Consider the following 26965-nt stretch of genomic DNA (forward strand, 5'->3'; position numbering starts at 1 on the left):
TGGCACAGATTACCCCCAGCATCCTAGTAGAGCATCAGATAGCGCAGCAAAAAACGCCAGGATGGCAACGGCACAGGTAATAATCAACTGACCGGGCAGGGGTACCAGGGAATAATTCAGGATCGCCTCAGGGAGAGACAAGGCCGCTAAGTCCTTTCCCCATTGCAACAGGTGTCCCAACACCAGGTAGAGCAATCCGGTGCTATGAATGGTCAACAGCCCTGCCAAACAACTCAGAGCCAGTAACTCCAGACGAGTCGGTAGCTTAAAAGCCAGATAGCCACAGACCCAAGCAGCAGGAATGAACCCCAGCAAATAGCCAAAAGTTGGCTCGGTCAGGTAGTCCAGACCACCCCCCTGGGCAAAGACAGAAATGATTGGATAGCCAAATAAACCCAGACCCAGGTAGGCAATTTGCGAGATCAACGCCGCATTCCGCCCCCCCAAACATCCTGTCAGTAAAACCGCCCCCACCTGGTAGGTGACACCTAGAGGATAGGTTTCGATTCCACTGAGGCTCCAATACCAAGGAGGATTGGTAATTTGGGCTTCTAAAAAGGTGCCATTAATCGTCAGGAATAAACCAACTAAAGCCCAGAGAAGTTCAGTGGAAGCTGCCACTTGCGTGATTCAAGAGGGGACATTCAACAGGGGACGGTGTGCAATCGGGAATCGTCAGCATCACCGTTTTCCACCATTGTAGGGTTCTCCATGGGTGAGCCATCGGCAGCTTCCAACACAAAGCCAGCATCCCAAATCATCTCCCAATCTGCTTGGGCGGCCTGTCCGGGGGTGGTAAGGTAGTCGCCCACAAAGATCGAGTTCGCTGCATAGAGACCTAGGGGTTGCAGCGATCGCAGGTGGACTTCTCTGCCGCCGGCAATCCGAATCTCTTGGGAGGGGAGCAGGAAGCGAAACAGGCACAACACCCGGAGACAATGACGGGGGGTGAGGGTTTGTACATTCGCAAACGGTGTCCCTGGAATCGGAATCAGAAAATTCACAGGTACACTGGTAATGCCCAATTGCCCCAGGGACAGAGCCAAATCGATGATGTCGTCGTCACCTTCCCCCATGCCAATAATGCCCCCAGAACAGGTGGTAATCCCGGCGGCTTTGACCTGTTCCAGGGTCGAGATGCGATCGCCGTAGGTATGGGTGGTGCAAATATTGCCGTGGTGATCTGCCGAGGTATTGAGATTGTGATTCACCCGATCCACCCCTGCCGCTGCTAAGCGCTGGGTCTGTTCCCCGCTTAACAGACCCAAACAGGCGCAGACTTTCAGGTCGAAGTTGGATTTAATCTCTTGAACAGCCTCTAAAACCTTTCCGAAGGTTGCCTCATTGGGGGTGCGTCCCGAGATCACCAGGCAAAAGGTACCGGCCTTCAAATCAGCAGCCCGTTCCGCCGCTGCTAGGATTTTCTGTTTGCCCAACAAAGGGTACTTCTCAATTTCAGCGCTGGAGATTTTCGATTGGGAACAATAATGGCAATCCTCTGGGCAGAGACCACTCTGGGCATTCAACAAAAAATGTAAGCGGACGCGATTTCCCCAATAATGACGACGCACCCGATAGGCCGCCGCCAACTGTTCCAACAAGACCGAATCGGGGGCACGGAGCACCGCTCGAGCCTGTTCGCGAGTAATCAGCTCCCCCGCTAAGGCGCAATTAGCAAGCTGATTCCAGTCGAATCGATCAGGAGCGCAACCGGGCAAGGATGCTTGAAGCACGATGGACTCAATTAACGTTTCAGTGAAGCAAATGCTGGCATTTTATCACCTCAGTGGACTGGCTGCGGGCAGAATTCCCAGCAGCGGAAAAACCCCTGAAACCTAGCTTCCAGCCATTAGTTGCTTCTCAGACCCCAGGAGGCTTTAACCTAATCTTTACGATCAAGCAGTACTCTTTGATACGTTTACTGCAAAACTGTTCACCCCAGAGCTCAAATGCAACTCTTCTCAAGAATTCCATCTGCTGCTGGTCAAGCCCTTTTCCTGCCCTTCCTGGCCTTGACAGTGGGTTTGGCATCCTGTCAAAGTAATCCGCCTCAATCCAATACAGGAACAGGAACAGCGAGTCCTGGTGCCACCGTATCCCTGAGTGGGGCAGGGGCGACTTTTCCGGCTCCCCTCTACCAACGTTGGTTTGCTGACTACAACAAACTCCATCCCAATGTCCAAGTTAGCTACCAGTCGGTTGGCAGTGGTGCGGGTGTGCAACAGTTTGTTGGTGGTACCGTAGACTTTGGGGCCAGTGATGTCGGTATGAAGCCGGATGAGGTAGCCAAGGTGTCTCGCGGGGCTCTGCTGTTACCGATGACCGCTGGCGGCATTGTTGCCGCTTATAATTTGCCCGATGTCAAGGATTTAAAGCTGTCTCGAGAGAACCTGACGGCGATTTTCCAGGGCAAGATTACCAAGTGGAATGACCCGAAACTCGCCAAGGACAATGCGGGTGTGACGTTACCTGATCTGCCGATCGCAGTCATCTATCGCTCGGATGGCAGCGGGACGACCGCAACCTTTACCAAACACCTGAGTGCGATTAGTCCAGACTGGAAAAATGGCCCCGGAAACGGTAAGTCAATTCAGTGGCCTGTGGGAACCGGTGCCAAGGGTAATGAAGGGGTGACCGCTCAGATCCAACAAACACCGGGGGCAATTGGCTACATTGAGTACGGGTATGCCAAGGAAAACAATGTGACTTTTGCTAGCTTGGAAAATAAAGCGGGTAAATTTGTCACCTACACCCCCGAGTCTGCAGCGGCAGCGCTTGCCAAGATTCAGCTGCCTGAGAGCCTGATGGCCTTTGACCCCGATCCAGAGGGGGAGGGTTCCTACCCGATTGTCACCTATACCTGGGTTCTGGCTTACAAGACCTACGACAATCCGGAAAAGGCAAAATCCCTGAAAGAGGTTCTGAAGTGGAGCTTAACCGATGGGCAGAAACTCAGTCCTGATCTGGGTTATGTTCCCCTCCCTGCAGAGGTTGTAACCAAGGTTACAGCGGCTGTTGACACCATCAGCCCCTAGGTCTTCTACCCAAGGGCAGTACTGCATTCCTCTACGCCAGAGTTCCACAGTATTGCCCAAAGGTGAAAGCAGCCCTCTTGGATCATCTCCCCCTAGTTTTCTCCGAGAATGCCCATGACACTCACTCTCAAGCAGTCTCACGCGATCGCAAAACCCCGCTCCCCTGTTGATCGACAGCTGGATCGGGGCTTTGTTTGGATGACCCAGGTTTTTGCCCTTGCGATCGCGGGAGTGTTGATCTGGATTACCCTTGAGGTTTTGATTGCCGCCTTTCCGGCCATGCAGACCTTCGCCTTGGGCTTTTTGACCTCCACCGACTGGAATCCCGTCAAGGATCAGTACGGCGCGTTACCCCAAATCTTTGGCACCCTGGCAAGTTCTTTTCTGGCCCTGTTACTGGCAATTCCTGTCGGCCTCGGAGTGGCGGTGTTTTTAACCGAGGACTTCCTGCCAACCCAGGTGCAGACGGTACTGGTATTTTTCGTTGAGTTACTGGCGGCGATTCCCAGCGTCGTCTATGGGTTGTGGGGAATTTTTGTCCTGATTCCCCTTTTGCGAGCCCCGGCGGGCTGGCTTCATAGCCATTTGGGGTGGTTCCCCCTGTTTAGTACCCCCCTGAGTGGCCCAGGGATGCTGCCTGCAGGGGTGATTCTAGCCATAATGATTCTGCCGACGATCGCCGCGATTTCCAGAGATGCCCTAGTTGCAGTGCCTAAAGAGCTGAAACAGGCTGCCCTGGGGTTGGGAGCCACCCCCTGGGAAACAATTCTGTTGGTGATGCTACCAGCTGCTTTTTCAGGCATTGTTGGGGCCATTATGCTGGCATTGGGACGAGCCATGGGCGAAACCATGGCGGTGACCATGTTAATTGGTAACTCGAACACCATTACTGCATCGATTCTTGCCCCGGCGAACACCATCTCGTCCTTGCTGGCGAATCAGTTTGCCGAAGCCAAGGGACTTCAGGTGTCGGCTTTGATGTATGCCGCTCTCGTATTGTTTTTTCTGACACTGCTAATCAACATATTGGCAGAAATGTTAGTACGCAGGGTGCAAAAGATCTAGTTTTCTCCCAGGGAGACCTTACGACGCTATGACTGCAAGTTCCTCTCCTACCCCCCCCCCGGCAATGGCCCTAATTTTCGCCGAGCCAAGGGTTCCCCTCGGTCTCTCTTTGGGTTCTTGATGACCGGGCTTACCTTCGCTGCTGCCGCGATCGCTCTAGTCCCTCTGATTGCTGTGATCTCCTATGTGCTGATTCAGGGCGTGTCTCAGCTAAACTTCAATGCCTTCACCCAACTAACCCCCCCCCCAGGAGTGCCAGGTGGCGGTTTTGCCAACGCTATTCTTGGCACATTGCTCATGGTGGGTCTGGGAGCCTGCTTGGCGGTGCCCGTGGGGGTCATGGCAGCGGTGTTTCTGTCAGAGTTTGGGGGGGGAACTTCTCTAGCTTCCTGGATTCGCTTTGCAACGAATGTTCTCAGTGGTGTCCCCTCGATTGTGGTGGGCGTGTTTGCCTACGGGGTCGTCGTATTAACCACGGGGGGCTTCTCAGCGATCGCAGGTGGCTTTGCTCTTGCTATCTTGATGTTGCCGATCATTGCCCGGACGACCGAAGAATCCCTGAAACTGATACCCAATGAGGTTCGCCAGGCAGCCGTTGGTTTGGGGGCAACCAATATGCAGACAGTGTTTTGGGTGGTGCTGCCCGCTGCCCTGCCGGCAATTCTTACAGGGGTGATGTTGGCGATTTCCCGTGCTGCTGGGGAAACTGCCCCCCTGATTTTCACGGCGCTGTTTACCCAATTTTGGCCCCGATCGATATTGGAACCGACTCCCTCCCTGTCGGTGTTGATCTATAACTTTGCCACGGTTCCGTTCAAGAATCAGCAGGCATTAGCCTGGTCTGCTTCTCTGGTGTTAATTGTGCTGGTGCTCTTTACCAGTGTGATTTCTCGTTGGGCAACCCACCGTAAAACCTACTAAGCCACAATCCTGAATTTTGGTGCAACTTTTATGAATACTCCCTCTGAGAACACCCCCGCTGCCGACATTGTCCTCCGCGCTGAAAATCTCCGGGTTTTCTATGGGAGTTTTCTGGCTCTGCGCGATATTTCCCTGGATATCCCGAAGCATCAAGTAACCGCTTTCATCGGCCCTTCGGGTTGTGGCAAAAGTACCCTCCTGCGCTGCTACAACCGCTTGAATGATCTGATTAAAGTGTTCCGTGCCGAAGGGGCGATTACCTATCACGGTCAAAATCTCTATGCCCCTGATGTCGATCCCGTGGAAGTCCGTCGTCAGATTGGCATGGTGTTTCAGAAGCCCAATCCTTTCCCCAAGTCCATCTATGAAAATATTGCCTTTGGGCCACGGATTAATGGCTACAAGGGGGATATGGATGCCCTCGTGGAGCAGTCGCTGCGACAGTCGGCTCTGTGGGATGAGGTCAAAGATAAGCTGAAGGAGAGTGGATTGGCGCTGTCGGGGGGGCAACAGCAACGGCTGTGTATTGCCCGCACCTTGGCGGTGCAACCCGATGTGATTCTGATGGATGAACCCTGCTCGGCCCTCGACCCAATTTCTACCCTGCGGGTGGAAGAGGTGCTCCATGAACTCAAGGAGCGTTACACCATTGTGATTGTCACCCACAATATGCAGCAGGCGTCGCGGGTGTCGGATATGACCGCCTTTTTTAAATGTCGAACCCACGGCCAAGGGTGGACGAATTGGCTACCTGGTGGAACATGACCGCACAGATGTGATTTTTAGTAGCCCTAAACAGCAATCCACTCAGGAATACGTCAGCGGACGCTTTGGCTGATGCGATCCCCGTTGCCCAATCGCGGTAGGATTACCAATAGTTAAAACTTTTGTAACGTTTGGGCGAACACTCATGAAGCGCTACTTTTCTGGTTTGCTGGCTCTTGTTTTAGTTGTCGTCATTGGCTTAACAGGCTGCGCTGGCAATAGCACCTCTGGGCTTACAGGCAATTATCGTCAAGATACATTAGCCCTGGTTGACGGCCTGCGCAAGGCGATTCAGCTTCCCGATAATGCTCCTGACAAAACCACCGTGCAATCAACCACTCGCCAGTTGATCAATGATTTTGCAGCTCTCTATCGCCGGGATAGCTCGATTGCTAAATCCTCCTCCTTCACCACCATGCGCACCGCATTGAATTCCCTTGCGGGTCACTACAGCTCCTACCCGAATCGTCCCCTGCCCGAGAAGCTCAAGAGCCGCCTAGAGCAGGAGTTAAAACAAGTAGAAACTGCCCTGAATCGGGAGGCTTAACCCTATCTAGACAGCCTCTAGGGCAACCGTGTTGACTTCGGACTTCAAAAGTTCACTCAGTAAACAAGCAGGGCGATCGCTGTGGGGCCAGGCAAAGGCATGACGAAACGCTGCATCCTGACAGGCCTGTAGTTGCTTAAAGTCAATAATGTCATGGGTTAGCAGACTTTCGTACTCAAAGGGGAGACGGACATTGTGCAGACCTGCATTGTCGGTGCAGATAGCAATATCCACCCCAGCATCAAAGCAGCGATCGAAGACAACTTGCAGTTCCTGGAGATCTAAAAGGGTGCCGGTCTTTAAATAAGTTGTCGGGCAAACTTCCAGGCACTGGTGGCGCGCTGCCAGCTGCCCGAGCAGTTCTGGGTACCGCAAGGGAATCTGAATGCCATGGCCAATTCGCATCAGGTAGGGAATCAGTTCTGGGTAGCAACCCTGGGGGGTTTCATAGAGATGTCCTGTGGTCTTCAATCCCAGCGATCGCGCATAGGCATAGAGTTCTACAAACTCATCTAAGCGGTCTGCATACTGGGCATCGCCCCCTGCGAGATCGACGGCACACACGTAACTCGGCATCTGAGCTGCCAGATCCACGATCGCCCGATTCACCGCATTGGGTAAGCGGGAATGCATACAGAGGATCTGGCTGGTGACGATGGGATACTCTGGTAACCGGCTGGCACGACCCACCATCGCCACAATCTCGGCCATTTGGTCAATCCGCTCCGACTCCGATAACTCCGCGTCCGTTCGCAGGTAAGGGGTATAGCGAATTTCTAAATAAGCAAGATTTTCAAAAATGTAAGCCCCACGAATCAGCCGATAGACAAAGTAGGGTAACGTTTTCAGGGTTTGGCAGCCTTCCACCAGGGTATGTAATTCCAAATATTCATCCAGGCTCTTGCGAGGTTTCGTGTAGAACTCCTCAAACCCTGGATACTCAGGAAATCGTTGGGCCAGTTCTGCGTCGCTGCGATGGAAGTAGCGCCAGAGAACCCGCGGCACTACAGAACCGCCCAGATGTCGATGAAGCTCAGCGTGTAATGTCATGGCAACCTCGGCTACTCGAATAGGGTGGTATGGGAATCGGCCAATACACTCAAAGATTCAAACCAGTAAGTTGACAGTGGTTACAACCACTGACCATAATTGTAGTTTGTGAAAACTTTAGCGTATTTAAAAACTCTTGGCTAACGTTGTTGTCATCGGTGCCCAGTGGGGCGATGAGGGGAAGGGCAAAATCACAGACTTGCTGAGTAAGTCAGCAGATGTCGTTGTACGGTATCAGGGCGGGGTGAATGCTGGACACACGGTTGTGGTGAAAGACCAGACCTTCAAGCTCCATCTGATTCCCTCTGGGATTCTCTACCCCGATACCGAGTGCATTATCGGTTCGGGAACCGTCATTGACCCCAAAGTATTAATTGAAGAAATGGATCGCCTCCTGGAGCTCAACATCTCCTGCGATCTGCTCATGATCTCGGAGACAGCCCATGTCACCATGCCCTATCATCGGCTGATTGATCAGGCTGCTGAGGAACAGCGGGGAACCCATCGCATTGGTACCACCAAGCGCGGCATTGGCCCCACCTATGCGGACAAATCAGAGCGAACCGGCATTCGCATCATTGACTTGATGAATGCTGAGGAATTGCGGGGACAGCTACGTTGGGCGATCGCCAACAAAAATGTAATTCTGGAAAAGCTCTACAATCTACCGCCCTTAGACGCAGAAGCGGTGGTGGAGGAATACCTCGGTTACGCTGAGCGGCTGCGACCCCATGTGGTGGATAGCTCTTTTAAGATTTATGATGCGATTCAACGCCGACGCAATATCTTATTTGAGGGTGCCCAGGGAACCCTATTAGACCTAGATCACGGAACTTACCCCTACGTCACCTCCTCTAACCCCGTCGCGGGGGGGTGCCTGTGTGGGCGCTGGGATCGGCCCCACGATGATTGATCGGGTGATCGGGGTGGCTAAAGCCTATACCACTCGAGTGGGGGAAGGCCCTTTCCCGACCGAATTGAACGGTCAATTGGGTGAGTTTTTGTGCGATCGCGGGGCAGAATTCGGTACTACCACCGGGCGGCAACGGCGGTGTGGCTGGTTTGACGCGGTGATTGGCCGCTATGCAGTGCGGATTAATGGCCTCGACTGTCTAGCGATTACTAAGTTGGATGTCCTGGATGAACTGGCGGAAATTCAAGTCTGTGTCGCCTATGAACTCGATGGTCAACGTTGTTTAGAACTGCCCACGAGCGCTCGCCAGTTCGCCCGCTGCCAACCGATTTATCAGACCCTTCCAGGTTGGCAGCAGTCTACAGCTGACTGTCGCTCTCTAGAAGACTTGCCTGTGCAGGCCCTCAACTACCTGAAGTTCCTGGCTGAACTGATCAAAGTTCCCATCGCGATCGTCTCACTGGGAGCGAGCCGCGACCAAACCATTATCGTGGAAGATCCCATCCACGGTCCCAAGCGAGCCCTGCTCTATGCCAATGGTGCCTCTCAAACCGCTGGAGTTTGATGCTGTTGTTTGTTGTCCTTTCTTTTGTTCTGGAACTTATATCCCTATGGAACTCACCATTGAATGTCAGAAACGTGCAGTTGATAGCAAGCCCAATGCCCTGCGTCGCTCTGGGTTAATTCCAGCCGTGTTGTACGGCCACAATGGCGTCGAATCTTTAGAATTGACCGTGGCGGCGAAGGCTGCGGAATTTCTGGTGCGGGATGCCGTGGTCAAAAAATCCCGTATTCAAGTCAGCATTCCTGAACTCTCCTGGAGTGGTCAGGCCGTGTTGCAAGAGGTTCATGCTCACCCGGCTAATCGGAGTCTCTATCATTTAAGCTTCTTCGCCGTTCCTTCCTGAAATTGGTTGCAGCCTCAATGATCTCAGAGACAATCTAATTCACCCCAACTCCCGGTTGCAACCGGGAGTTGGGGTGTTTTTGGAGAACATTCGCCAGCGATCCCTAGCGCTTAAACTGATGGACTGCATTCACATCAATCGCCTTCGTTGCTATGGCTACACCGGTCTGCTTCCAGAAGAGCAGGTTTTAGGGCAATGGTTTGAGGCTGACATTACCCTCTGGGTTGATCTGAGTCTGCCCGGTTGCAGCGATCTCATCGAAGATACCTTGGACTACCGCATCGTGATTCAAATGGTGCAGCAGACGATTCATAGCGCCCGGTTTGCCCTGCTGGAACGGCTGGCGGCTGCCATTGTCGAGGCAATCTTAACCTCAACCCCTGTGGGCAAGGTGCAGATCCGGCTCACCAAGTTGGCACCGCCGATCCCAGAGTTTGGGGGTCAGATCACCGTCGAACTAACCCGTTCAGCCTAAGAGTTGGGAGTTACGGTCAGCTATCTCACTGGCATTTAAAACATTCGTGATCACTTGTTGTTCATAGGATTGAGTCGGTAAGGCTCGACGAGTATCGGTAATCAACCAGTCCAGTGCCGCTGCCTGCACATCAATCGTCGCTCCATTTTTATCAACACAGTAGCGACCAAAGACGAGCTTATCGACGAGGCGGACCCCTGCCCCCAACCGGGAATATTCAAAAATCACACTGTTGTCCACCGTGGCACCGCTACAAATATGGCAACTGGGGCCAATCATCGTCGGGCCAATAATTCTGGCTCCATCCTCGATGCGAGTCATCCCCCCAATGTAGATGGGGCCTTGAACCTCAACCCGATCCCAGTTAACGGCCACATTCAAGCCCGTGTAAATTCCAGGCATCACCTGATGGCCTGGAATGGCAACATTTTTGATCTCTCCCGTCAACACCCCCCGGACGGCCTGCCAGTAGTCGGGGACTTTGCCGATGTCCACCCATTCAAAGTCCATGGCAATGCCATAAAAGGGAGCCCCCATTTCCACCAGCTTGGGAAACAGTTGACTTCCGATATCGAATTCCTGACCCGAGGGAATATAGTCGAGAACCTCTGGCTCAAAGATGTAGATCCCGGTATTGATATTGGTGCTCAGGGCTTCGGCCACGGCGGGTTTTTCCTGAAACGCTTGAATACGTCCCAGATCATCTGTAACCACCACTCCATAGCTGGAGACGGCAGATCGGGGCACAGATTTCATCACCACCGTAGCGATCGCCCCTTTTTGTCGATGCCAGTTCACGGCTGCGGTCAAATCCAGATCAATCAGGGCATCTCCGCATAACACCACAAATGTATCGTCAAAAAATGGTGAGAAATCCTGAATTTTCCGCATCCCCCCGGCAGAACCGAGGGCTTCCCCCACCAATTCCCCATCCACCACCCGCCCTTCAAAGGAATAGGCAATCTGGACACCAAACCGCTGCCCATCCCGAAAATAACTCTCAATTTCATAGGCCAGATGGCTGACATTGACCATGATTTCATCGAAGCCATGTTGACGCAGAAGCTCCACCAAAAATTCCATGACCGGCTTTTGCAAGATCGGGATCATGGGTTTGGGTATGGTATAGGTAATTGGACGCACCCGCGTTCCTTTGCCAGCTGCCAAAATCATGGCTTTCATAAGGTTTGTCTCTTAATCCGGAAATACTTTAGACGTATAAACTTAAAGTGGGCATTAATACCCAAAATACCAGAGGCACTGCTGCTGCGATCTCACCTTGTCACTGATCGAGGGCCGCTTCGCCCATCATTCGGCTGCAGGTCTAGGGCAGAGAAGGTGCAGTGACTGGTAGTAAATCAGGTAGAAATCGTACCCTCAGATCCTGATAAAACTCTGTCTGAGCTAGCTCAACTTTGGATTGGGCTGACAGGAATAATAACCCCCAAAACACCCCTACTCGATCACTCTTTTGTTGCCACTCTAGCAGTTGCAACAGGTCTACCCAGCCCTCCTCCCCCGCAGCCTGGGGAGTGCGAACTGCCAAGAGCTGCTCCAGTTCTAGGGCAATTTCTGAAAGGTTCTCTTGGTGCGCCAATTGGGCAATGACTTGAGCGGCCTGGTTGCGGGACTGAGGACGGGGCCGGCGGGGTCGAGGACGAGGGACTGTTTCCTTCTCCAGAGTGGTTGCCATCTGCTGTAACTGATCAATTAACTCCTTGAGGGTGACTCGCCGTTGCTGTAAGGGCTGGGCGGCAGCCCGCCGCCGCAGCCGCCGCTCCAGCAGGGGTGGTAAGGGAGAGGGGACAAGCTCACTGCTACTGTCAATCTCTTCTAGGAAATCCTCTAGATCAGAGCCAGGAGACTCGGTATCGAGTCGCACCAAGCTCTCAGCCTTGAGCAGAACCAGCATTGAGGCATAGAGAAAGGCCTGTCCAGATTGTGACAGCTCTGCCTCTCGGGACGCCTGGGTATGAGACGGAGGAATCTGACTGAGGTAGCGATCGATGACCTCAATCACCTGCACATTCCAGGGGTCAATTTCTCCCCGCTCCGCTAGATCAATCAGTTGAGCGATCGCGTGCTGTGCTAGGGAAGCAGTCATGAAAACCCTCACTTGCTCACTTGATCTGGATACGGCTAAAAAAGATTGCAGCTACCACCACGAGTCCCAGCATTAACAGGGGCACCCCCAGGCTCCAGAGCCCATCGGGTAGCTGCCCTACTTCCTCCATCCCAGGTACCTCTCAGGATCTGTGTCTCAGGATACCTCTACCTCAGCCTTGGTGACCACGGGATCAGCGGCTGGGAGCAATCGCCGCTGTTCTTGAAGCTCCACCTTGTAACGCTCAATATCCTGCTCCAGTTCTTGAATGGTCTCGTCCTTCTGTTCCAGGACTTCTTGGGATTGACGGGCATCCATCAACCCCTGTAATCCTGTCCAAACACTGAAAACCCAGGCCAGAACTGCCCCAATCCCCATGGCTAGAATGAGTTCTATGGATAGGGGCGCTTGGATTTGTACCCCCTCCACGAGACGAATCACGCTGGGCTCGGTATTCTCAATGCCAAAGAGCACCAAAGCTAAACACATGACAAAGATGATGACAAAGTTCACCTGTCGCATCGATTGACTCCTCCGTCGCAGATAAATTGCTGCTTTTTTAAGAAACAGACTAGCTCTTCCCAGGATCTCCTGAAAGGATCGCTAGTATCGCCCACAGCTTAACAGGTTCCCCCCATGCTTCGCAGTCTGACAGCAGCAGATTGTTACGTTGCCCAGGGAACGTTGCACAATGGGGATACAGTTGCCTCTCCTTCTCTTCCTTCTATGCCCATTTGGCTTAAATCCTGGCGTTGGCTCTGGTGGCTCGGGGTTTTGCTCCTAGGATTGTGGGTGGGGATCGATCTGATTGCCCGCTTCCTGGTGGAGATCTGGTGGTTTCAGGAAGTGGGATATCTGCCAGTCCTGTGGCGACGGTTGCAAACCCAGGCTGGACTGTGGACGATCGCCACCGGGATCACGGCTGTTTTTTTGCTGGGAAATCTTGTCTTGGCCCACCGTTGGCACCACCCTTCGACCTCAGACACTGGCAAGATGGGGCAGGGGATGGGTTTGGGCTGGTTGCTCCCCCTGACCCTGGTTTTGGGGTTGGTGGTGGGTATGCTGCTCTTCCACAATGCCCAGATTGCTGCTAGCTACTGGCACCCTGATCCTCAAGGACTTTCACCCCCCTTGGCCAGTCGCCTCCGTCCTGGCTTGGTGTGGCAAATGGTCAGTCAGTTCCCCCACCACCCCTGGCAACCCATTGTTCTGGCTGGTTTGGCCATCGCCCTGGTGGTCTATCCCCACCTGCTGCTGTGGGCGATCGCCCTGATCCTCAGCCTCGGTTTGGGCTGGCTGTTGTCAGAACAGTGGATGACAGTCCTGCAATCTCTACACCCAACGGATTTTGGTCAGTTCGACCCGGTTTTTAACCGCCCGATCAGCTTCTATGTGTTTAAGCTCCCCCTGGGAGAGGTGTTGACCTTCTGGTGGGTGGAGATCAGTGTTTATGGCTTTGTATCGACGTTACTGATCTACCTGCTCTCCAGGGATAGTCTTAGCCAGGGTCGATTTCCGGGTTTCTCTGGGGTGCAACAACGCCACCTGAGCACCCTCGGTAGCATTCTGATGCTGAGTTTGGCCGTTAGCTACGGTCTCAGTCGCTACGAGCTGCTGTTCTCTGGCCAAGGAGTGCTCTATGGGGCGAGTTTCACGGACTTGCACGTTAACCTGCCGATCTACACTTTGTTGAGCCTGTTGGCAGGGGCGATCGCCCTAGTGCTGGGGTGGCGTGCTGGGGTGGGGTATCGACAGGCAGCTGCGGGACAACTCCTCGCCCTCATCGGTGCCTACTGGGTGATGGCCGGGGGCTTGAGCCTGCTGGTGCCCTCCGTCATCCAGCGCTTGGTGGTGCAGCCCAATGAGTTGGCGCAGGAGCGCCCTTACCTCCAGCGCAGTATTGCCTTGACCCGCCGCGCCTTTGCCCTAGACGCCATTGAGGCGGAGATCTTTACCCCGAAGGCAACCCTGACCCCGTCGGATCTCCAAGCCAACCACCTCACCATTGACAATATCCGGTTGTGGGATACCCGCCCGCTTCTAGCAACCAACCGCCAACTCCAGCAGATTCGCCCGTACTATCAATTTCCCGATGCCGACATTGACCGTTATATTCTGCAGGAAGACCCGACAACCTTAAAGGCTGCTATCAATCAACAGGTGTTGATCTCGGCACGGGAGCTGGATTATCGTGCTATTCCCAAGGCGGCCCAAACCTGGGTAAACCAACACCTGGTCTATACCCATGGCTATGGCTATACCCTGAATCCCGTGAATCGGGTGGCACCGGGGGGGCTGCCCTACTACTTTGTCCAGGATATTGGAGCCACACCGACTGCTAATTCGCAGCAGGGACTTGCTACCAACCGCGATCGCTTAGCGGTGAGTATTCCGATTAACTATCCCCGCATCTACTACGGTGAGATTACCGACAACTATGTCATGACTGGGACTCGGGTTCAGGAGTTGGACTATCCCAGTGGCAATGAGAATGTCTATAACACCTATCATGGTCTCGGGGGCATTCCCCTCGGTTCCCGCTGGCGGCGTTGGGTGGTTGCCCAAGTCCTTCGCGACTGGCAGATGCTCCTGACTCGAGATTTTACCCCCCAGAGCAAGCTGTTGTTTCGCCGCAGTATCAAACAGCGAATTCAGGCCATCGCCCCATTTTTGCGCTATGACTCCAATCCTTACCTAGTCACGGCTCAGATTCCACCCACCCCGACCACGCCCGCCAATTCCAGCTACCTTTACTGGATCATTGATGCCTATACCACCAGCGATCGCTACCCCTATGCTGACCCAGGACAAGGCTCCTTCAACTACATTCGCAATTCCGTCAAGGTGGTGGTGGATGCTTACAACGGTCGTGTGGACTTTTACATTGCCGATCCCTCCGACCCCATGATTCAGACCTGGGCGGCGATTTTTCCTGATTTGTTCAAGCCCTTAAGTGCCCTGCCCGCCCCCCTGCGACTGCACCTGCGTTACCCCGAAGATCTGTTCCGGATTCAGGCTCAACAGTTATTGATCTACCACATGACCGATCCCCAGGTGTTCTACAACCGGGAGGATCTCTGGCAGGTGGCGACGGAAATCTACGGTACCAAGCCCAAGTTAGTGGATCCCTACTATCTGATCATGCGCTTACCCACGGCTGAAACGGCAGAATTTATTCTGTTAATGCCTTTTACCCCCAACCAGCGCAGTAACATGATTGCCTGGTTAGCAGCCCGATCCGATGGGGCGCACTATGGTAAATTGCTCCTCTACCAGTTTCCCAAACAACAACTGGTCTATGGCCCAGAGCAAATTGAAGCTCGCATTAACCAAGATCCTTTGATCTCGCAACAAATCTCCCTCTGGAATCGGGAAGGCTCACGGGTGCTGCAAGGAAATCTGTTGGTGATTCCAATTGACCATTCCCTCCTCTACGTCGAACCGCTGTATCTGGAGGCCGAACAAAACAGTCTCCCCACCCTCGCCCGAGTGATTATTGCTTACGAAAACCAGATCGTGATGCGAGAAACTCTGGAGCAGGCATTACAGGCTATTTTCCCAGTCAGTCCGGCCCCATAACGCTGCCGCACTCATCCCCGGTAAATGCCCGCCGGACTCCAGTCGTTGAAGGCTTGGCGAATCCGGGGACGGAGGGCTTCTATGTAGGAGGGCCAGCCAATGACAATGGTTTGTTGGTGGCTGAGGGTTTCTGCGTGGATGACATCGGGTTGAAAGCGGATCGGTTCACCTGTCAGATCGCAACACACCAATCCCGCCGCCTGGGCTAAGGCGAGAGGCCCTGTGGTATCCCATAACTTCACCCGCCGATTTAAGTAAACATAGAGACCCACCCGGCCACAAATTACCTCAATGACCTTGAGGCCAAAACTCCCCAAGGAGTGAAACTGGATCTCGGGAATTAAGGTGGCGATCGCTCTGCCAAAGTTCATCTGATCACGGGCTCCAATCATTACGGGGCAGTAACCCACCGAGGGAGGCAAGGGTTCCCGCACCGGGAGAGGTTCTGGCGCATAGTTACCCCGGGTTTGAAAGAGACCCCACTCTGGCCCCCCAAAATACATCCGGTCTTGAGCCGGCACATAAATCCAACCTGCCATGGGTTGATACGCCGTGAGTAATCCCACCATCAGGGAATAGTCAGGTTTGCCTTCAATAAAAGATTCCGTCCCATCCACGGGATCAATTAACCACAGATGGCGATACCCCTGATGAAATACCCGACGAGAGCGGCTATTTTCTTCAGTAATAATGCCATCCTGGGGAAAAAGTGTGGCAAAGGCCGCTGAGAGTTGCCGATCCAGCTCCCGATCAACACTAGTGACATAATCATCCAGACCCTTTTGGGTCACCTGAAACTGCTGTTGCATCGATAACTGTTCAGCTTCTTTTCCCCAGTGGCGCAGTAGCTCACGAATGGGTGGGTCAGCATCAGTAACCGAAACGTTGGTCATCATCCGCACCCTAGGTAACGCTGGTAAACCCAAACAGCCGTTAGTTTAGCCTATTCACATAAAAAACGGGCTAACCCCTAGGGCTAACCCGTGTATTTGGGAACGCGCAGAAAACTTATTGCAGCACCAGCTTTACATTGGCATTCTGCAAACCAGGACGCTTGACTTCGACCAAGGTCTTGTTCACGGCATACTTCTGGTTGATGGAGTTGATCAATTCGGTCTGATTGTGCTTCTTCGCAACCCCCCCAGAGATCGGCAATGAGGTCAAATGACCCATCCGTATTCCGAGTCCAGCCTAGATCATACTCCCCTTCCAGAACGGCAACGATATCGGCGCGCAGGCGCTGGCCATTGTAGCCCCGAACATCAGCATCCGTCTTCACCGAAACCCCCAGATCGCGGAGAGAAGCTTTGAGGATTTCAGCATCGGTAATTTTCGTACGCAGTGTGCTAAAGTGAGACATTTGAGTTTCCTCCTGTGGAGACTTGAAAGAAAGGACAACGTTGGTAATTGGCGGTTCACTTTTTGCGAATCAGCCCCTAACCATCTGTGGGTTACCCCTGGTTAGTTACTGGTGTTGAAACTGCTAGCACGGGGCTAGCCTTTCCCCTCCTGTTGGGAGCAGGAGAGAAAGCTTTTAAAACTCCAATCGCTGGTATTCAGCAACGGAGGCCGCAGCAGGGCGGGCACGCTGTCGAGCCCAATCGCGCAGGGCTGTGACTTGTTCATTCATTGTCTTGGAGAGCGGCAGGGTGGACTTGATCGCCGCAATAATGTCGAGCTGGGTAAATTCCCGATCCTGTGCAAAGGCCTCATACATCGCAGCCACCAATCCTTGCTCAATTTCGGCACCAGAAAAGCCATCGGCAATGTTGGCGAGTTGGTCGAGGTCGAAGCGAGAAATATCTTGCCGCCGCTTGGATAGGTGAATTTGAAAAATTGCCTGACGCTCTTCACTATTGGGGAGATCGACAAAGAAAATCTCGTCAAAGCGCCCCTTGCGAAGAAATTCCCCCGGCAGGCGTTCTAGACGATTAGCTGTCGCCATGACAAAAACGGGAGATTTTTTCTCCTGCATCCAAGTCAGGAAAGAACCAAAGATACGGCTGGAAGTACCGCCGTCGGAATCTGCGGAACCCGCGCTGCCAGCAAAGGCTTTGTCCAGTTCATCAATAAATAAAATTGCTGGGGAAATTGACTCAGCGGTCTTCAGGGCATTCCGGAGATTGGCTTCAGAACGCCCCACCATGGAACCGTCGTAGACACGCCCCATGTCAAGACGCAGCAAGGGTAAGCCCCAGAGGCGAGAGGTCGTTTTGGCAATCATCGACTTGCCGCACCCTGGCACCCCAAGGATCAACATCCCCTTGGGTTGGGGCAGGCCATACTCCCGCGCTCGTTCGGTAAACGCATTGGAACGTTGCTTCAGCCACCGCTTGAGTTCTTCCAGTCCGCCCACGGACTCAATGGTTTCATCCTCTTCAATGTACTCCAAGATACCGTTGCGACGGATCAGTTGTTTTTTCTCGGAAAGGATAATCTCTACTTCTTCTTCGGTGAGGCGACCGGAGGTGACACAGGCTTTGCGGTAAACCTTTTCAGCCTCATCACGGGTCAATCCTAGGGCAGCTTTCAGGAGTTTTTCCCGCGTTTCTGTGTTGATGCGTCGGGTTCGTACCTGCTCCAGTTGTTGGGAGAGCACTTGGTTCAATTCTGGAATATTGGGGAGTGGGTAGTCCAGCACCACTACTTCTTTTTCCAGTTCAATGGGGATCTGTTGGACGGGTGACATCAGGATGATGGCCTTCTGAGCACCCTTGAAGCTGGCGATCGCATCCCGCAACCAGCGAGTCACTTCCGGGCTATCGACAAAGGGATGCAGATCCTTAAAGACAAAAATACCAGGCTCCCGCTGGCGAATGACCCACTCAATCGCAGCTTGGGGAGAAATCGTGTTGTGCTGAGTTACCGTCCGGGGTTGACCATATTCAACAATGCCATGGGTCACCGTCCAGAGGAACATCCGCCGAGGCGGCTTGTTCTGGGCAATGGCTGCGATCGCCACCTCACCTCGCTCTTCCTCAGAAGTGACGAGGTAGATGAGTGGATATTGAGCCTGAAGCAGGATACTAAGCTCTTCTTGCATGACCATTGACCTTCTAGAAATGGTGTCAACATCCCTTAACCGCGGTCGAACTCCAGCTGCTACCTAGCATGGAACTAATGTTTCTTCACCGTGTTGATCAGGACTAGAGCTGACCTTGACACTCTCTACAGAAATAGCTTCTTGGGTTGTGAGCGTTGTGGACTGCTTACTCAGCGTCAGTAGCTGTCCATCTCGCATGACCAGGGAACTTGTACATTCTGGGCAACCGTAGACTCGATGGGCACATCCGTAGATTGCCTGTTCCTCTACCACTTCTGGATGGGCTAGATAAAAGTCGATTGCCCGCTCCGCCAAATCTGACATCGGCTCTAAATCAACGGCCGCTCTTACCTTGAGGCGATGATGCAAATCTGAAGGTAGATATAACGTCACTTTCTGTTTCGGCTGCATATCACTGTTCAATCGCTTTACCCAGGTATAGGAGCCACGATAGCGACTGCCTTCAGCGCCGTCAAGACATTAAGGCGGCTTGACGGCAAAAAAAATACATTTGTTAATAATTTCTGGGGAATTAAGGAGGCGGACAATCTGCACCAAGCCCGAATCCCGGAACCAGAAAATCCTAGAATGGTACTCCAGCAGTCTCAATTTTGTAGGTATAGCTCGGTTGTGAAGATATTTGTCTACCACACCCCCGAATTGGCTCCTCCGGAGGTGGTTCCCGATTGTGCGATCGCGATCGATGTCCTCAGGGCAACGACGACAATGGCAACGGCACTGGCGGCAGGTGCGGAGGCGGTTCAAGTATTTAGTGATCTAGACGAACTCATGCAAGTGAGTGACTTGTGGCCTCCAGAGCGTCGCCTCCGAGCCGGAGAGCGAGGGGGGGGTCAAAGTTCCAGGCTGCGATCTCGGTAACTCTCCCCTCGATTGCACCCCAGATCGGGTGCAGCAGCGACGACTGTTTATCAGTACGACCAATGGCACCCGATGCTTACAGCGCATTCAGTCAGCACCTACCGTCTTGGCAGCCGCTTTTATTAATCGCCAAGCCGTTGTGGATTTTTTAGCGCAGCATCAACCTGCGACCGTCTGGTTGGTGGGTTCGGGTTGGGAGGGAAGTTTTTCTCTAGAGGATACGACCTGTGCCGGGGCAATTGTCCATGCCCTACGGGCGCATCTAGACTGTCCCCTAGCTTCTTTGGCGGGCAATGACGAGGTGATTAACGCCTACAGTCTCTACAGTCATTGGCAACATCAACTCCTAGAAATGTTCCACCATGCGAGTCATGGGCAACGATTGCTAGGGTTAGATTGTCTGGACGACCTGAAGTACTGTGCCCAGGAAGATTGTATTGACACGTTGCCCTGGCAACGAGAACCCGGCGTACTGGTGACGCATGATTGACGAATTATTATCGAGACTGTTGAAGTTATTGCAGCCTCAGAGGACTTTTACCTGTACAGGGAGGTGCTGGAGCTGGCAATAAAAATACCTGACAGTTGTAGCTGTCAGGTACGAGTCAGACAGTTTTACGTAGCAGAGTTAACCCAACGGTTGATTAGAATGTTGGAATGTATTTTAGGATACCAAGTGTAGTCTGGTGATGCTAGTAGCTAAACATTAGTTTAAAATTCGGGGACTTTCTATTTCCTCATACTATCTGCACTCACTGGCGAGGGTTCATGAAAAGAGCCATGAAGCCTTGTGCGATCGCGGGTCAGTCAGCCTGCCAGCATTGAGATTTGAAAGTCTAAGCATGTTCTCATAGTCCTGACCAGCGCTATTTTTTGGGGTGTGCCGCCGAGTGGCATCACCCCTGCTCGGCTTGGTATCACTGAATTTCCAAGAACTTTAAGATTTTGGCTGGGTCATTGGTACAGCAGACACAGTATTGTTTGGGAACAGTCCAGCTCTGTGATCACGCCCCATGAGTGAGTCCACCATCGAATCAATTCTGCAAGAGCAGCGTCTATTTCCTCCCCCGGCTGAATTTTCTGAGAAAGCCCGTGTCAAAAGCCTGGAAGAGTATCAGCAGCTGTATGATGCCGCCAAGGCTAACCCTGAGCAATTTTGGAGTGATCTGGCTACCCAGGAATTGCACTGGTTTCAGCCTTGGGAAAAGGTTCTAGACTGGCAACCTCCGTTTGCCCAGTGGTTTGTTGGTGGCAAGCTCAATATTGCTTACAACTGTCTCGATCGCCATCTCAGCACTTGGCGTCGGAACAAAGCGGCGCTGATCTGGGAAGGGGAACCGGGGGACTCCCGTACCCTCACCTATGCCCAGTTGCATCGAGAAGTCTGTCAATTTGCCAATGTGCTCAAGCAATTAGGAGTGCAAAAGGGCGATTGTGTGGGCATTTACATGCCCATGATTCCAGAGGCAGCGATCGCAATGCTGGCCTGTGCGCGGATTGGTGCCCCCCGACAGTGTGGTTTTTTGGTGGGTTTAGTGCCGAAGCCCTGCGCGATCGCATGATTGATGCCCAAGCGAAATTGGTGGTGACGGCAGACGGCGGTTGGCGCAAGGATGCCATTGTTCCCCTCAAGGCTCAGGTGGATAAAGCCCTAGCGGACGGAGCGGTTCCCAGTGTGGAAAATGTCTTGGTGGTGCGCCGCACTGAACAAAAGATTCAGATGCAGCCGGGTCGCGACCACTGGTGGCATGATTTGCAGGCGGGGGTCAGTGCCGATTGTCCGGCGGAACCCATGGATAGTGAAGACTTACTCTTTATCCTCTATACATCCGGTAGTACGGGGAAGCCCAAAGGAGTTGTCCACACTACTGCGGGGTATAACCTCTATACCCACATCACCACCCAATGGATCTTCGATCTCCAGGATACCGATGTCTATTGGTGCACTGCGGATGTTGGTTGGATTACCGGCCATAGCTACATTGTCTATGGCCCGCTATCCAATGGTGCAACTACCCTGATGTACGAAGGGGCACCCCGTGCTTCTAATCCCGGCTGTACCTGGGATGTGATTGAAAAGCATGGTGTCAATGTCTTTTACACCGCTCCCACGGCAATTCGGGCATTCATCAAAATGGGGGAACATTACCCCAATGCTCGTAACCTATCCTCCTTGCGACTCTTAGGAACCGTAGGGGAACCGATTAATCCTGAAGCTTGGATGTGGTATTACCGAGTCATTGGCGGCAGTCGCTGTCCGATTGTCGATACCTGGTGGCAGACAGAAACTGGCGGCATTATGGTCACCCCCCTCCCCGGTGCCATTGCTACCAAGCCAGGTTCTGCCACTCGGCCCTTCCCCGGTATCCTCGCCGATGTGGTGGATCTGGATGGGGAACCTGTGGCTGACAATGATGGGGGCTATCTGGTGGTGCGCTACCCTTGGCCAGGGATGATGCGAACCATTTATGGCGATCCAGAACGCTTCCGTCACACCTACTGGGAACATATCCCGCCCCGGAATGGACACTATCTCTACTTTGCCGGAGATGGAGCTCGCCGCGACCCAGACGGCTATTTTTGGATCATGGGTCGGGTGGACGATGTGATCAATGTGGCTGGACATCGCTTGGGCACCATGGAAATTGAGTCCGCCCTAGTTTCCCATCCCGCCGTAGCGGAAGCCGCTGTCGTGGGCAAGCCCGATGACCTCAAGGGTCAAGAGGTCGTTGCCTTTGTCACCTTAGAAGGCAGCCACAACCCCAGCGATGAACTGAATCAGGCACTGAAGCAGCATGTTGTCAGCGAAATTGGTGCGATCGCCCGCCCAGGTGAAATTCGGTTTACCGATGCCCTGCCTAAAACCCGTTCTGGTAAGATTATGCGGCGTTTGTTGCGATCCTTAGCAGCCGGACAGGAGATCTTGGGAGACACCTCCACCCTGGAGGATCGGGGCGTTTTGGACAAGTTGCGTGAAGACGCATAGGGGATGCTACCGTCAATGTCCCGCCTGCATTCGCGGTAATCTTGATGCCATTGCTTGTGATCCTGCATACATGGTGGGGATCGTTAAGATATGTTGCTGGGTCGCGGTAGTCGGTAGGAGAGCCGTGGCCCTTGACTAGACTCAAGAAGGAAAACGTAATAAAATCCTGCTCGATTACTTCTTTTTCTTTACATTTCCTGAACGGCATCGGATTGGGGGCAGATCGTGGGTCTTTTTAATCGCTTTTCTCGGGATATGGGTATCGATCTAGGTACCGCCAATACCCTTGTATATGTTTCAGGGAGAGGCATTGTACTGCAAGAACCCTCTGTGGTTGCTATGGATCAAGACCGGCGCATTCCTCTGGCAGTGGGTGAAGATGCCAAGAAAATGCTAGGACGGACACCGGGAAACGTCGTAGCCCTCCGCCCTTTGCGGGATGGCGTAATTGCTGACTTTGATACCGCTGAATTGATGCTCAAACACTTCATCCGCCGGGTGAACGAGGGCAAAACACTGATTCAACCGCGGATTGTGATTGGTATCCCCAGCGGTGTGACGGGGGTAGAGCGTCGCGCCGTGATGGAAGCAGCATCCCAGGCGGGTGCCCGGGATGTCTATCTGATTGATGAACCTGTGGCCGCTGCCATTGGTGCTGGACTGCCGGTGGCAGAACCCACGGGTAACATGATTATCGATATTGGCGGCGGTACCACTGAAGTTGCTGTTCTTAGTTTGCAGGGAACGGTGATCAGTGAGTCCGTGCGCGTCGCTGGAGACGAAATCAGTGAGTCCATCACCCAGTACATGAAGAAAGTACATAACCTGGTCGTTGGGGAACGCACTGCTGAGGAAATTAAGATTCAAATTGGTTCCGCTTACCCAACCCAGGAAATTGACGAGGCTACGATGGAAGTGAGGGGTCTTCATCTGTTGTCGGGGCTTCCCCGCACGGTGACCATTAAGGGGCCGGAAATTCGCGAAAGCATGGCAGAACCTCTTTCGGTGATTGTAGAAGCAGTGAAGCGAACCCTGGAACGCACCCCCCCCGAATTGGCGGCGGATATTATTGACCGTGGGATTATGCTCGCAGGAGGTGGGGCACTCCTCAAAGGCATCGATACCTTGATCAGCCATGAAACGGGGATTGTGACTCACATCGCCGCCGATCCGCTCAGCTGTGTGGTGCTTGGCACGGGGCGGGTGCTGGAGAACTTCAAACAACTGGAGCGTGTCTTCAGTGGTCGTTTTCGCAATATGTAGCGACGGACATGCTTACAATACGTCGCTGGTGGAGTCAGTATAAGTATCAGGCTTTACTGATGGGTATGGCTCTGGGAGTTGCCTGGTTTTTTCGTTATACCCAGGGCACGGCCTACTTTGAAGTCTATCGCTGGCTGGCTCAGCCGTTTACGGTGCACCCCACCCAGGAAGCGCAAATTACCGATGCCCGGATTCTGGAACTACAAGCACGACTGGCGGAGCTGGAAAGTCAAAATCAACAATTTCAAGCCCTGTTGGGTTATGTCGCATCCCAGCCCCATAAGGGTATGGTTGCCCCGATTATTGGCCGTAGTGCCGATCATTGGTGGCAGCAGATGACGATCGGGCGAGGTCATCTGGATCAGATCCAAATCGGTTATATCGTCGCTGGCCCTGGGGGGCTGGCCGGTCGTGTCATCCATGTCACCGATCACACCAGTCGGGTACTGCTGATTAGTGATCACACCAGTCGGGTTGGGGCTGTGGTCAGTCGTTCTCGTGCCACTGGGTTTATCCGTGGTCAGGGTAGCAGTCGTGCCATTATGGAGTTCTTTGATAAAGATCCGGATGTTCGTCGGGGTGATTTGGTTTCCACCTCAGCCTTCAGTCAGCTATTTCCGCCGGGGGTCGCCATTGGTCGGGTGGAATCGATCAATCTCAGCAAAAGTCCCGCTCCTGAGGCGGTGATTGAGTTGGCGGTGCCCCTGAGTTCCCTGGAGGCCGTGTTAATTTACCCCCACCAGCCGCTCTCCCGAGAAGGGTCAGCGGGCCAAGATTCTGAGGTGCATTAGGGAGACGCAAGCTCGTGGTTTATCTTTCTCCCTGGCTCCCCTCCGGACGTGTCTGTCTAGACTGGGCGATCACCATTGGCTCGGTGATCTTGTGTTTGTTACTGCTCCCTGTGCGGCTCCCAGGCATGGAACTGGCTGGTATTGCGCCCCATTGGCTACTGATCTGGGTGGTTGCTTGGAGCGTCAAACGCACTGCACTCCAGGGAATTGTCGCTGGGCTAGTCTTGGGGTTGTTGCAGGATGGCCTGACTGCACCCCACCCGACCCACGCCCTCAGTTTGGCGATGGTTGGTTTCCTCACTGCTCGGTTGCAGAAACAGCGTTACACTCAGGAAGACTTTATTTCGGTGGCCTTGATTGTCTTTGGCATGTCTGTGCTGGCAGAGACGGTAACAGCTATCCAGTTTAGTTGGCAGCAAAGTCGTTTTTCCCTTCCCCAGGCGTACCAGATTCTCTCAGAAATCTGGAATCGTCATCAGCAGGTCGCCCTCTCTTCTGCCATTATCAGTAGTCTCTGGGCACCGGTTGTCTACTACCCTCTCAATCGCTGGTGGCTGTGGATGGTAGCCCAGACCTCCGCCTGAATCTGGAAATTTTAAGCAGTTTTGCTTATTCTAGGCAACAAACCTAATTCACCAGTTAGGACTCTTCCCAATATTTTTTTGAGATTTTCAAACCCCCTCTAAACTTTCCGCTCTTAAAATTATTCATCAACTAAAAATTGACAGCCTAGTAGTTGGTGTTGTGTTGATCGTCGGATTGTCAAAATTCTATGGCAGGACATAGTAAATGGGCCAATATTAAACGCCAGAAGGCTAGAGTTGATGCAGTGAAAGGTCAAACCTTTACCAAGATTTCTCGTGCCATTATTGTGGCCGCCCGCAATGGGGTGGCTGACCTGGATGGCAATTTTCAACTCCGGTCAGCTGTGGAAAAGGCCAAGGCCGCAGGCATTCCCAACGAAAATATTGAACGGGCGATCGCCAAAGGAGTGGGTAAGTTCTCGGATGGCAATGCCTTGGAAGCGATCCGTTATGAAGGCTATGGCCCTGGAGGCGTGGCAATTCTGGTGGAAGCGCTTACCGATAATCGCAATCGTACCGCAGCTGATCTCAGGGTTGCCTTGACCAAAAACGGTGGGAATTTAGGGGAAACGGGCTGTGTTGGTTGGTTATTTCAGCAGCGAGGGGTGATATTGTTAGCCTGTGCTCAGGTATCGAGGAGATCGCCCCAAGGGGCTATGCTAGCTTCGCTGCTGGAAGAGGATGTCTTACTGGAACTCTGTCTTGAGATTGGGGCGGATGCCTATGAGTGGACAGAATTTGAAGATGCTGCTGCCGTGGAACTGATTACTGCTCCTGAGCAATTGGAACCATTGACTCAGCATCTCAAAGCTCTAGGCTATGGGGTTGCCCAAGCTGAACTTCGCTGGATTCCCCAGAATACAGTGGTGGTGGATAACCCTGACCAAGCCCGGGCCTTATGGAAGTTAATGGATGCTCTGGAAAACTTAGACGATGTCCAGAGTGTTGCTGCTAACTTCGAGCTTACTGAGGCAATTTTAGCCTTGGCTTAGCACCTTGAAGACTTCCATAAAAATAGCAATCAGCCGATCGTTTGGCTGCTGTCCAAATCCCGATACACCGCTCTGCCATTGCCCCCACTAACTGGGCTACTACCCAGCATATATAACGGCTATTAAGCTAGTGAAGTACAGCCGATTCTTGACTGGCAAAAGCTTCAGAACTGGGAGTGTACTGCACTTGACCGAGAAACGCTATGTTGACTGGCAGATCGATTGAGCGTAATCACATCCTGGATACTGCTAAAGCCTGAAATCCAGGCATAGTCTACAAAGCCAGAACTCTCTGCATTGCCACCGTTGTAGTGGGTGGTGGCACTATAGCAATCCTAAATGAGTCGCAAACTAAATTAGCCTAAAAACCTTACCCAGAAAGAGTCAAAATTTACAAGTGACTTAGGACTGCTATCGTTGCTCAAAACACTGCCTTGATGCCCTTGGAGGTGCTAAAGTGGCGAGTGGTTAAGTCCACGTTCTTATTCTTTACCCAACACAAATTTACTCAAGTGAAACTATACGGCGGTGCCCGGAGTCGGGCGTCCATTGTCCAGTGGTACTTAGAGGAACTCGCTGTTCCCTATGAGTTTGTCCTGTTAGATATGCAGGCAGGTGCCCATCTTCAACCCGAGTTCCTAGCAATTAATCCCTTTGGGAAGGTGCCAGCGATTGTGGATGAGGACTTGCAACTCTGGGAGTCTGGGGCAATTCTGCTCTATCTGGCTCAGAAGTACGGTCAGCTAACTCCTCTACCTCTGGCGATTGCGGCTCAGTGGATTCTATTTGCCAATGCAACCCTAGTGTCCGGCATTTTTGTAGAATCGAACCGGGAGCGAGAACTACCCCGGTTAATGTCTCCCTTGAATCACCTGTTGGAGCAGCACCCGTTTCTCCTAGAGGATGGGTTTAGTGTGGCAGATGTTGCTGTCGGTTCTGTTTTAGCCTACATTCCGATCATGCTGAAGCTGGATTTGAGTGAGTATCCCGCCATTGTTAGCTATATAGAACGTCTGTCTGAACGTCCAGCCTTTCAGAGATCGATTGGTGGACGATCTTAGTCCC

Annotated in this window: 21 protein-coding genes and 5 pseudogenes; 16 read left to right on the forward strand and 10 right to left on the reverse strand. The window is 52.9% G+C overall.

The window, feature by feature from the left end; genetic code table 11:
- Positions 1-9: 9 nt before the first annotated feature.
- Together DO97_RS07735 and bioB are read right to left on the reverse strand one after the other, a co-directional pair.
- Complete coding sequence (locus DO97_RS07735) at positions 10-621, reverse strand: biotin transporter BioY (protein ID WP_072016396.1); 612 nt, start codon at positions 619-621, stop codon at positions 10-12.
- 23 nt (positions 622-644) lie between these two features.
- Positions 645-1733, reverse strand: coding sequence for a biotin synthase BioB (bioB, locus tag DO97_RS07740; RefSeq protein WP_239651563.1), 1089 nt, complete (start codon positions 1731-1733; stop codon positions 645-647).
- Positions 1734-1949: 216 nt separating this feature from the next.
- On the opposite strand from bioB, the gene pstS reads away from it, so the two are divergent.
- The 5 genes and pseudogenes from pstS (at position 1950) to psb27 (ending at position 6333) form a co-directional block, all read left to right on the forward strand.
- Positions 1950-3035, forward strand: coding sequence for a phosphate ABC transporter substrate-binding protein PstS (pstS, locus tag DO97_RS07745; protein WP_036532240.1), 1086 nt, complete (start codon positions 1950-1952; stop codon positions 3033-3035).
- 114 nt (positions 3036-3149) lie between these two features.
- Positions 3150-4100, forward strand: a complete 951-nt coding sequence (gene pstC, locus DO97_RS07750) for a phosphate ABC transporter permease subunit PstC (RefSeq protein ID WP_036532380.1) — start codon at positions 3150-3152, stop codon at positions 4098-4100.
- A 120-nt stretch (positions 4101-4220) separates the two neighbouring features.
- The gene (gene pstA / locus DO97_RS07755; RefSeq protein WP_036532241.1) at positions 4221-5021 is read left to right on the forward strand and encodes a phosphate ABC transporter permease PstA; all 801 of its coding nucleotides are present in this window, start codon (positions 4221-4223) and stop codon (positions 5019-5021) included.
- 30 nt (positions 5022-5051) lie between these two features.
- A pseudogene (gene pstB, locus DO97_RS07760) lies at positions 5052-5859 on the forward strand (phosphate ABC transporter ATP-binding protein PstB).
- Between the two features lie 72 nt (positions 5860-5931).
- A complete protein-coding gene (gene psb27 / locus DO97_RS07765; RefSeq protein ID WP_036532242.1) occupies positions 5932-6333 on the forward strand; it encodes a photosystem II protein Psb27 in 402 nt (133 codons plus the stop codon).
- A gap of 6 nt (positions 6334-6339) precedes the next feature.
- Here psb27 and DO97_RS07770 read toward each other — a convergent pair whose 3' ends face one another.
- On the reverse strand, positions 6340-7383 hold the full coding sequence (locus tag DO97_RS07770) for an adenosine deaminase (protein ID WP_036532243.1): 1044 nt from the start codon (positions 7381-7383) through the stop codon (positions 6340-6342).
- A gap of 136 nt (positions 7384-7519) precedes the next feature.
- Between DO97_RS07770 and DO97_RS30935 the strand changes: the two are divergent.
- The 3 genes and pseudogenes from DO97_RS30935 (at position 7520) to folB (ending at position 9679) form a co-directional block, all read left to right on the forward strand.
- Positions 7520-8861: pseudogene (locus DO97_RS30935) on the forward strand (adenylosuccinate synthase).
- Positions 8862-8907: 46 nt separating this feature from the next.
- On the forward strand, positions 8908-9204 hold the full coding sequence (gene rplY, locus DO97_RS07780) for a 50S ribosomal protein L25 (RefSeq protein WP_036532244.1): 297 nt from the start codon (positions 8908-8910) through the stop codon (positions 9202-9204).
- A 118-nt stretch (positions 9205-9322) separates the two neighbouring features.
- Positions 9323-9679, forward strand: a complete 357-nt coding sequence (folB, locus tag DO97_RS07785; RefSeq protein WP_036532382.1) for a dihydroneopterin aldolase — start codon at positions 9323-9325, stop codon at positions 9677-9679.
- Here folB and DO97_RS07790 read toward each other — a convergent pair.
- The 3 genes from DO97_RS07790 to DO97_RS07800 all read right to left on the reverse strand — a co-directional run bounded on the left by DO97_RS07790 (position 9671) and on the right by DO97_RS07800 (position 12305).
- Positions 9671-10861 (reverse strand): nucleotidyltransferase family protein, encoded by a 1191-nt coding sequence (locus tag DO97_RS07790; protein WP_036532245.1) that lies wholly within the window; start codon positions 10859-10861, stop codon positions 9671-9673. The two genes, folB and DO97_RS07790, sit on opposite strands and share 9 nt — an antisense overlap.
- A gap of 142 nt (positions 10862-11003) precedes the next feature.
- Positions 11004-11783 (reverse strand): segregation/condensation protein A, encoded by a 780-nt coding sequence (locus DO97_RS07795; RefSeq protein ID WP_036532246.1) that lies wholly within the window; start codon positions 11781-11783, stop codon positions 11004-11006.
- Between the two features lie 156 nt (positions 11784-11939).
- Positions 11940-12305, reverse strand: coding sequence for a LapA family protein (locus DO97_RS07800; protein WP_036532247.1), 366 nt, complete (start codon positions 12303-12305; stop codon positions 11940-11942).
- A 204-nt stretch (positions 12306-12509) separates the two neighbouring features.
- Here DO97_RS07800 and DO97_RS07805 point away from each other — a divergent pair, with 204 nt between their 5' ends.
- Positions 12510-15362, forward strand: coding sequence for a UPF0182 family protein (locus DO97_RS07805; protein ID WP_052128521.1), 2853 nt, complete (start codon positions 12510-12512; stop codon positions 15360-15362).
- 11 nt (positions 15363-15373) lie between these two features.
- On the opposite strand, the gene DO97_RS07810 is transcribed toward DO97_RS07805, so the two are convergent.
- The 4 genes and pseudogenes from DO97_RS07810 to DO97_RS07825 form a co-directional block, all read right to left on the reverse strand.
- The gene (locus DO97_RS07810) at positions 15374-16258 is read right to left on the reverse strand and encodes a 3'(2'),5'-bisphosphate nucleotidase CysQ family protein (protein WP_239651565.1); all 885 of its coding nucleotides are present in this window, start codon (positions 16256-16258) and stop codon (positions 15374-15376) included.
- A 112-nt stretch (positions 16259-16370) separates the two neighbouring features.
- Positions 16371-16722 (reverse strand): annotated as a pseudogene (locus DO97_RS07815) (DUF1257 domain-containing protein).
- A gap of 174 nt (positions 16723-16896) precedes the next feature.
- Positions 16897-18405 carry a stress-responsive protein Ycf46 gene (gene ycf46, locus DO97_RS07820; protein WP_036532386.1) on the reverse strand — a complete coding sequence of 503 codons (1509 nt, stop codon included), beginning with the start codon at positions 18403-18405 and terminating at the stop codon, positions 16897-16899.
- Positions 18406-18468: 63 nt separating this feature from the next.
- Positions 18469-18816, reverse strand: a complete 348-nt coding sequence (locus tag DO97_RS07825) for a slr0373 family blue light stress response protein (protein WP_036532251.1) — start codon at positions 18814-18816, stop codon at positions 18469-18471.
- 219 nt (positions 18817-19035) lie between these two features.
- Here DO97_RS07825 and DO97_RS07830 point away from each other — a divergent pair.
- From DO97_RS07830 to DO97_RS07860, 7 genes and pseudogenes are all read left to right on the forward strand, one after another.
- Positions 19036-19774, forward strand: a pseudogene (locus tag DO97_RS07830) (2-phosphosulfolactate phosphatase family protein).
- A 523-nt stretch (positions 19775-20297) separates the two neighbouring features.
- Positions 20298-22270 (forward strand): annotated as a pseudogene (gene acs, locus DO97_RS07835) (acetate--CoA ligase).
- Positions 22271-22495: 225 nt separating this feature from the next.
- Positions 22496-23533 carry a rod shape-determining protein gene (locus DO97_RS07840; RefSeq protein WP_072016397.1) on the forward strand — a complete coding sequence of 346 codons (1038 nt, stop codon included), beginning with the start codon at positions 22496-22498 and terminating at the stop codon, positions 23531-23533.
- Between the two features lie 8 nt (positions 23534-23541).
- Positions 23542-24324, forward strand: coding sequence for a rod shape-determining protein MreC (mreC, locus tag DO97_RS07845; protein WP_036532252.1), 783 nt, complete (start codon positions 23542-23544; stop codon positions 24322-24324).
- A gap of 14 nt (positions 24325-24338) precedes the next feature.
- Complete coding sequence (gene mreD, locus DO97_RS07850) at positions 24339-24908, forward strand: rod shape-determining protein MreD (protein WP_036532254.1); 570 nt, start codon at positions 24339-24341, stop codon at positions 24906-24908.
- Between the two features lie 188 nt (positions 24909-25096).
- The gene (locus DO97_RS07855; protein WP_036532256.1) at positions 25097-25900 is read left to right on the forward strand and encodes a YebC/PmpR family DNA-binding transcriptional regulator; all 804 of its coding nucleotides are present in this window, start codon (positions 25097-25099) and stop codon (positions 25898-25900) included.
- 464 nt (positions 25901-26364) lie between these two features.
- Positions 26365-26961 carry a glutathione S-transferase family protein gene (locus DO97_RS07860; protein ID WP_239651566.1) on the forward strand — a complete coding sequence of 199 codons (597 nt, stop codon included), beginning with the start codon at positions 26365-26367 and terminating at the stop codon, positions 26959-26961.
- Positions 26962-26965: the final 4 nt, after the last annotated feature.

The sequence above is a fragment of the Neosynechococcus sphagnicola sy1 genome, assembly GCF_000775285.1.
Classification (GTDB): domain Bacteria; phylum Cyanobacteriota; class Cyanobacteriia; order Neosynechococcales; family Neosynechococcaceae; genus Neosynechococcus; species Neosynechococcus sphagnicola.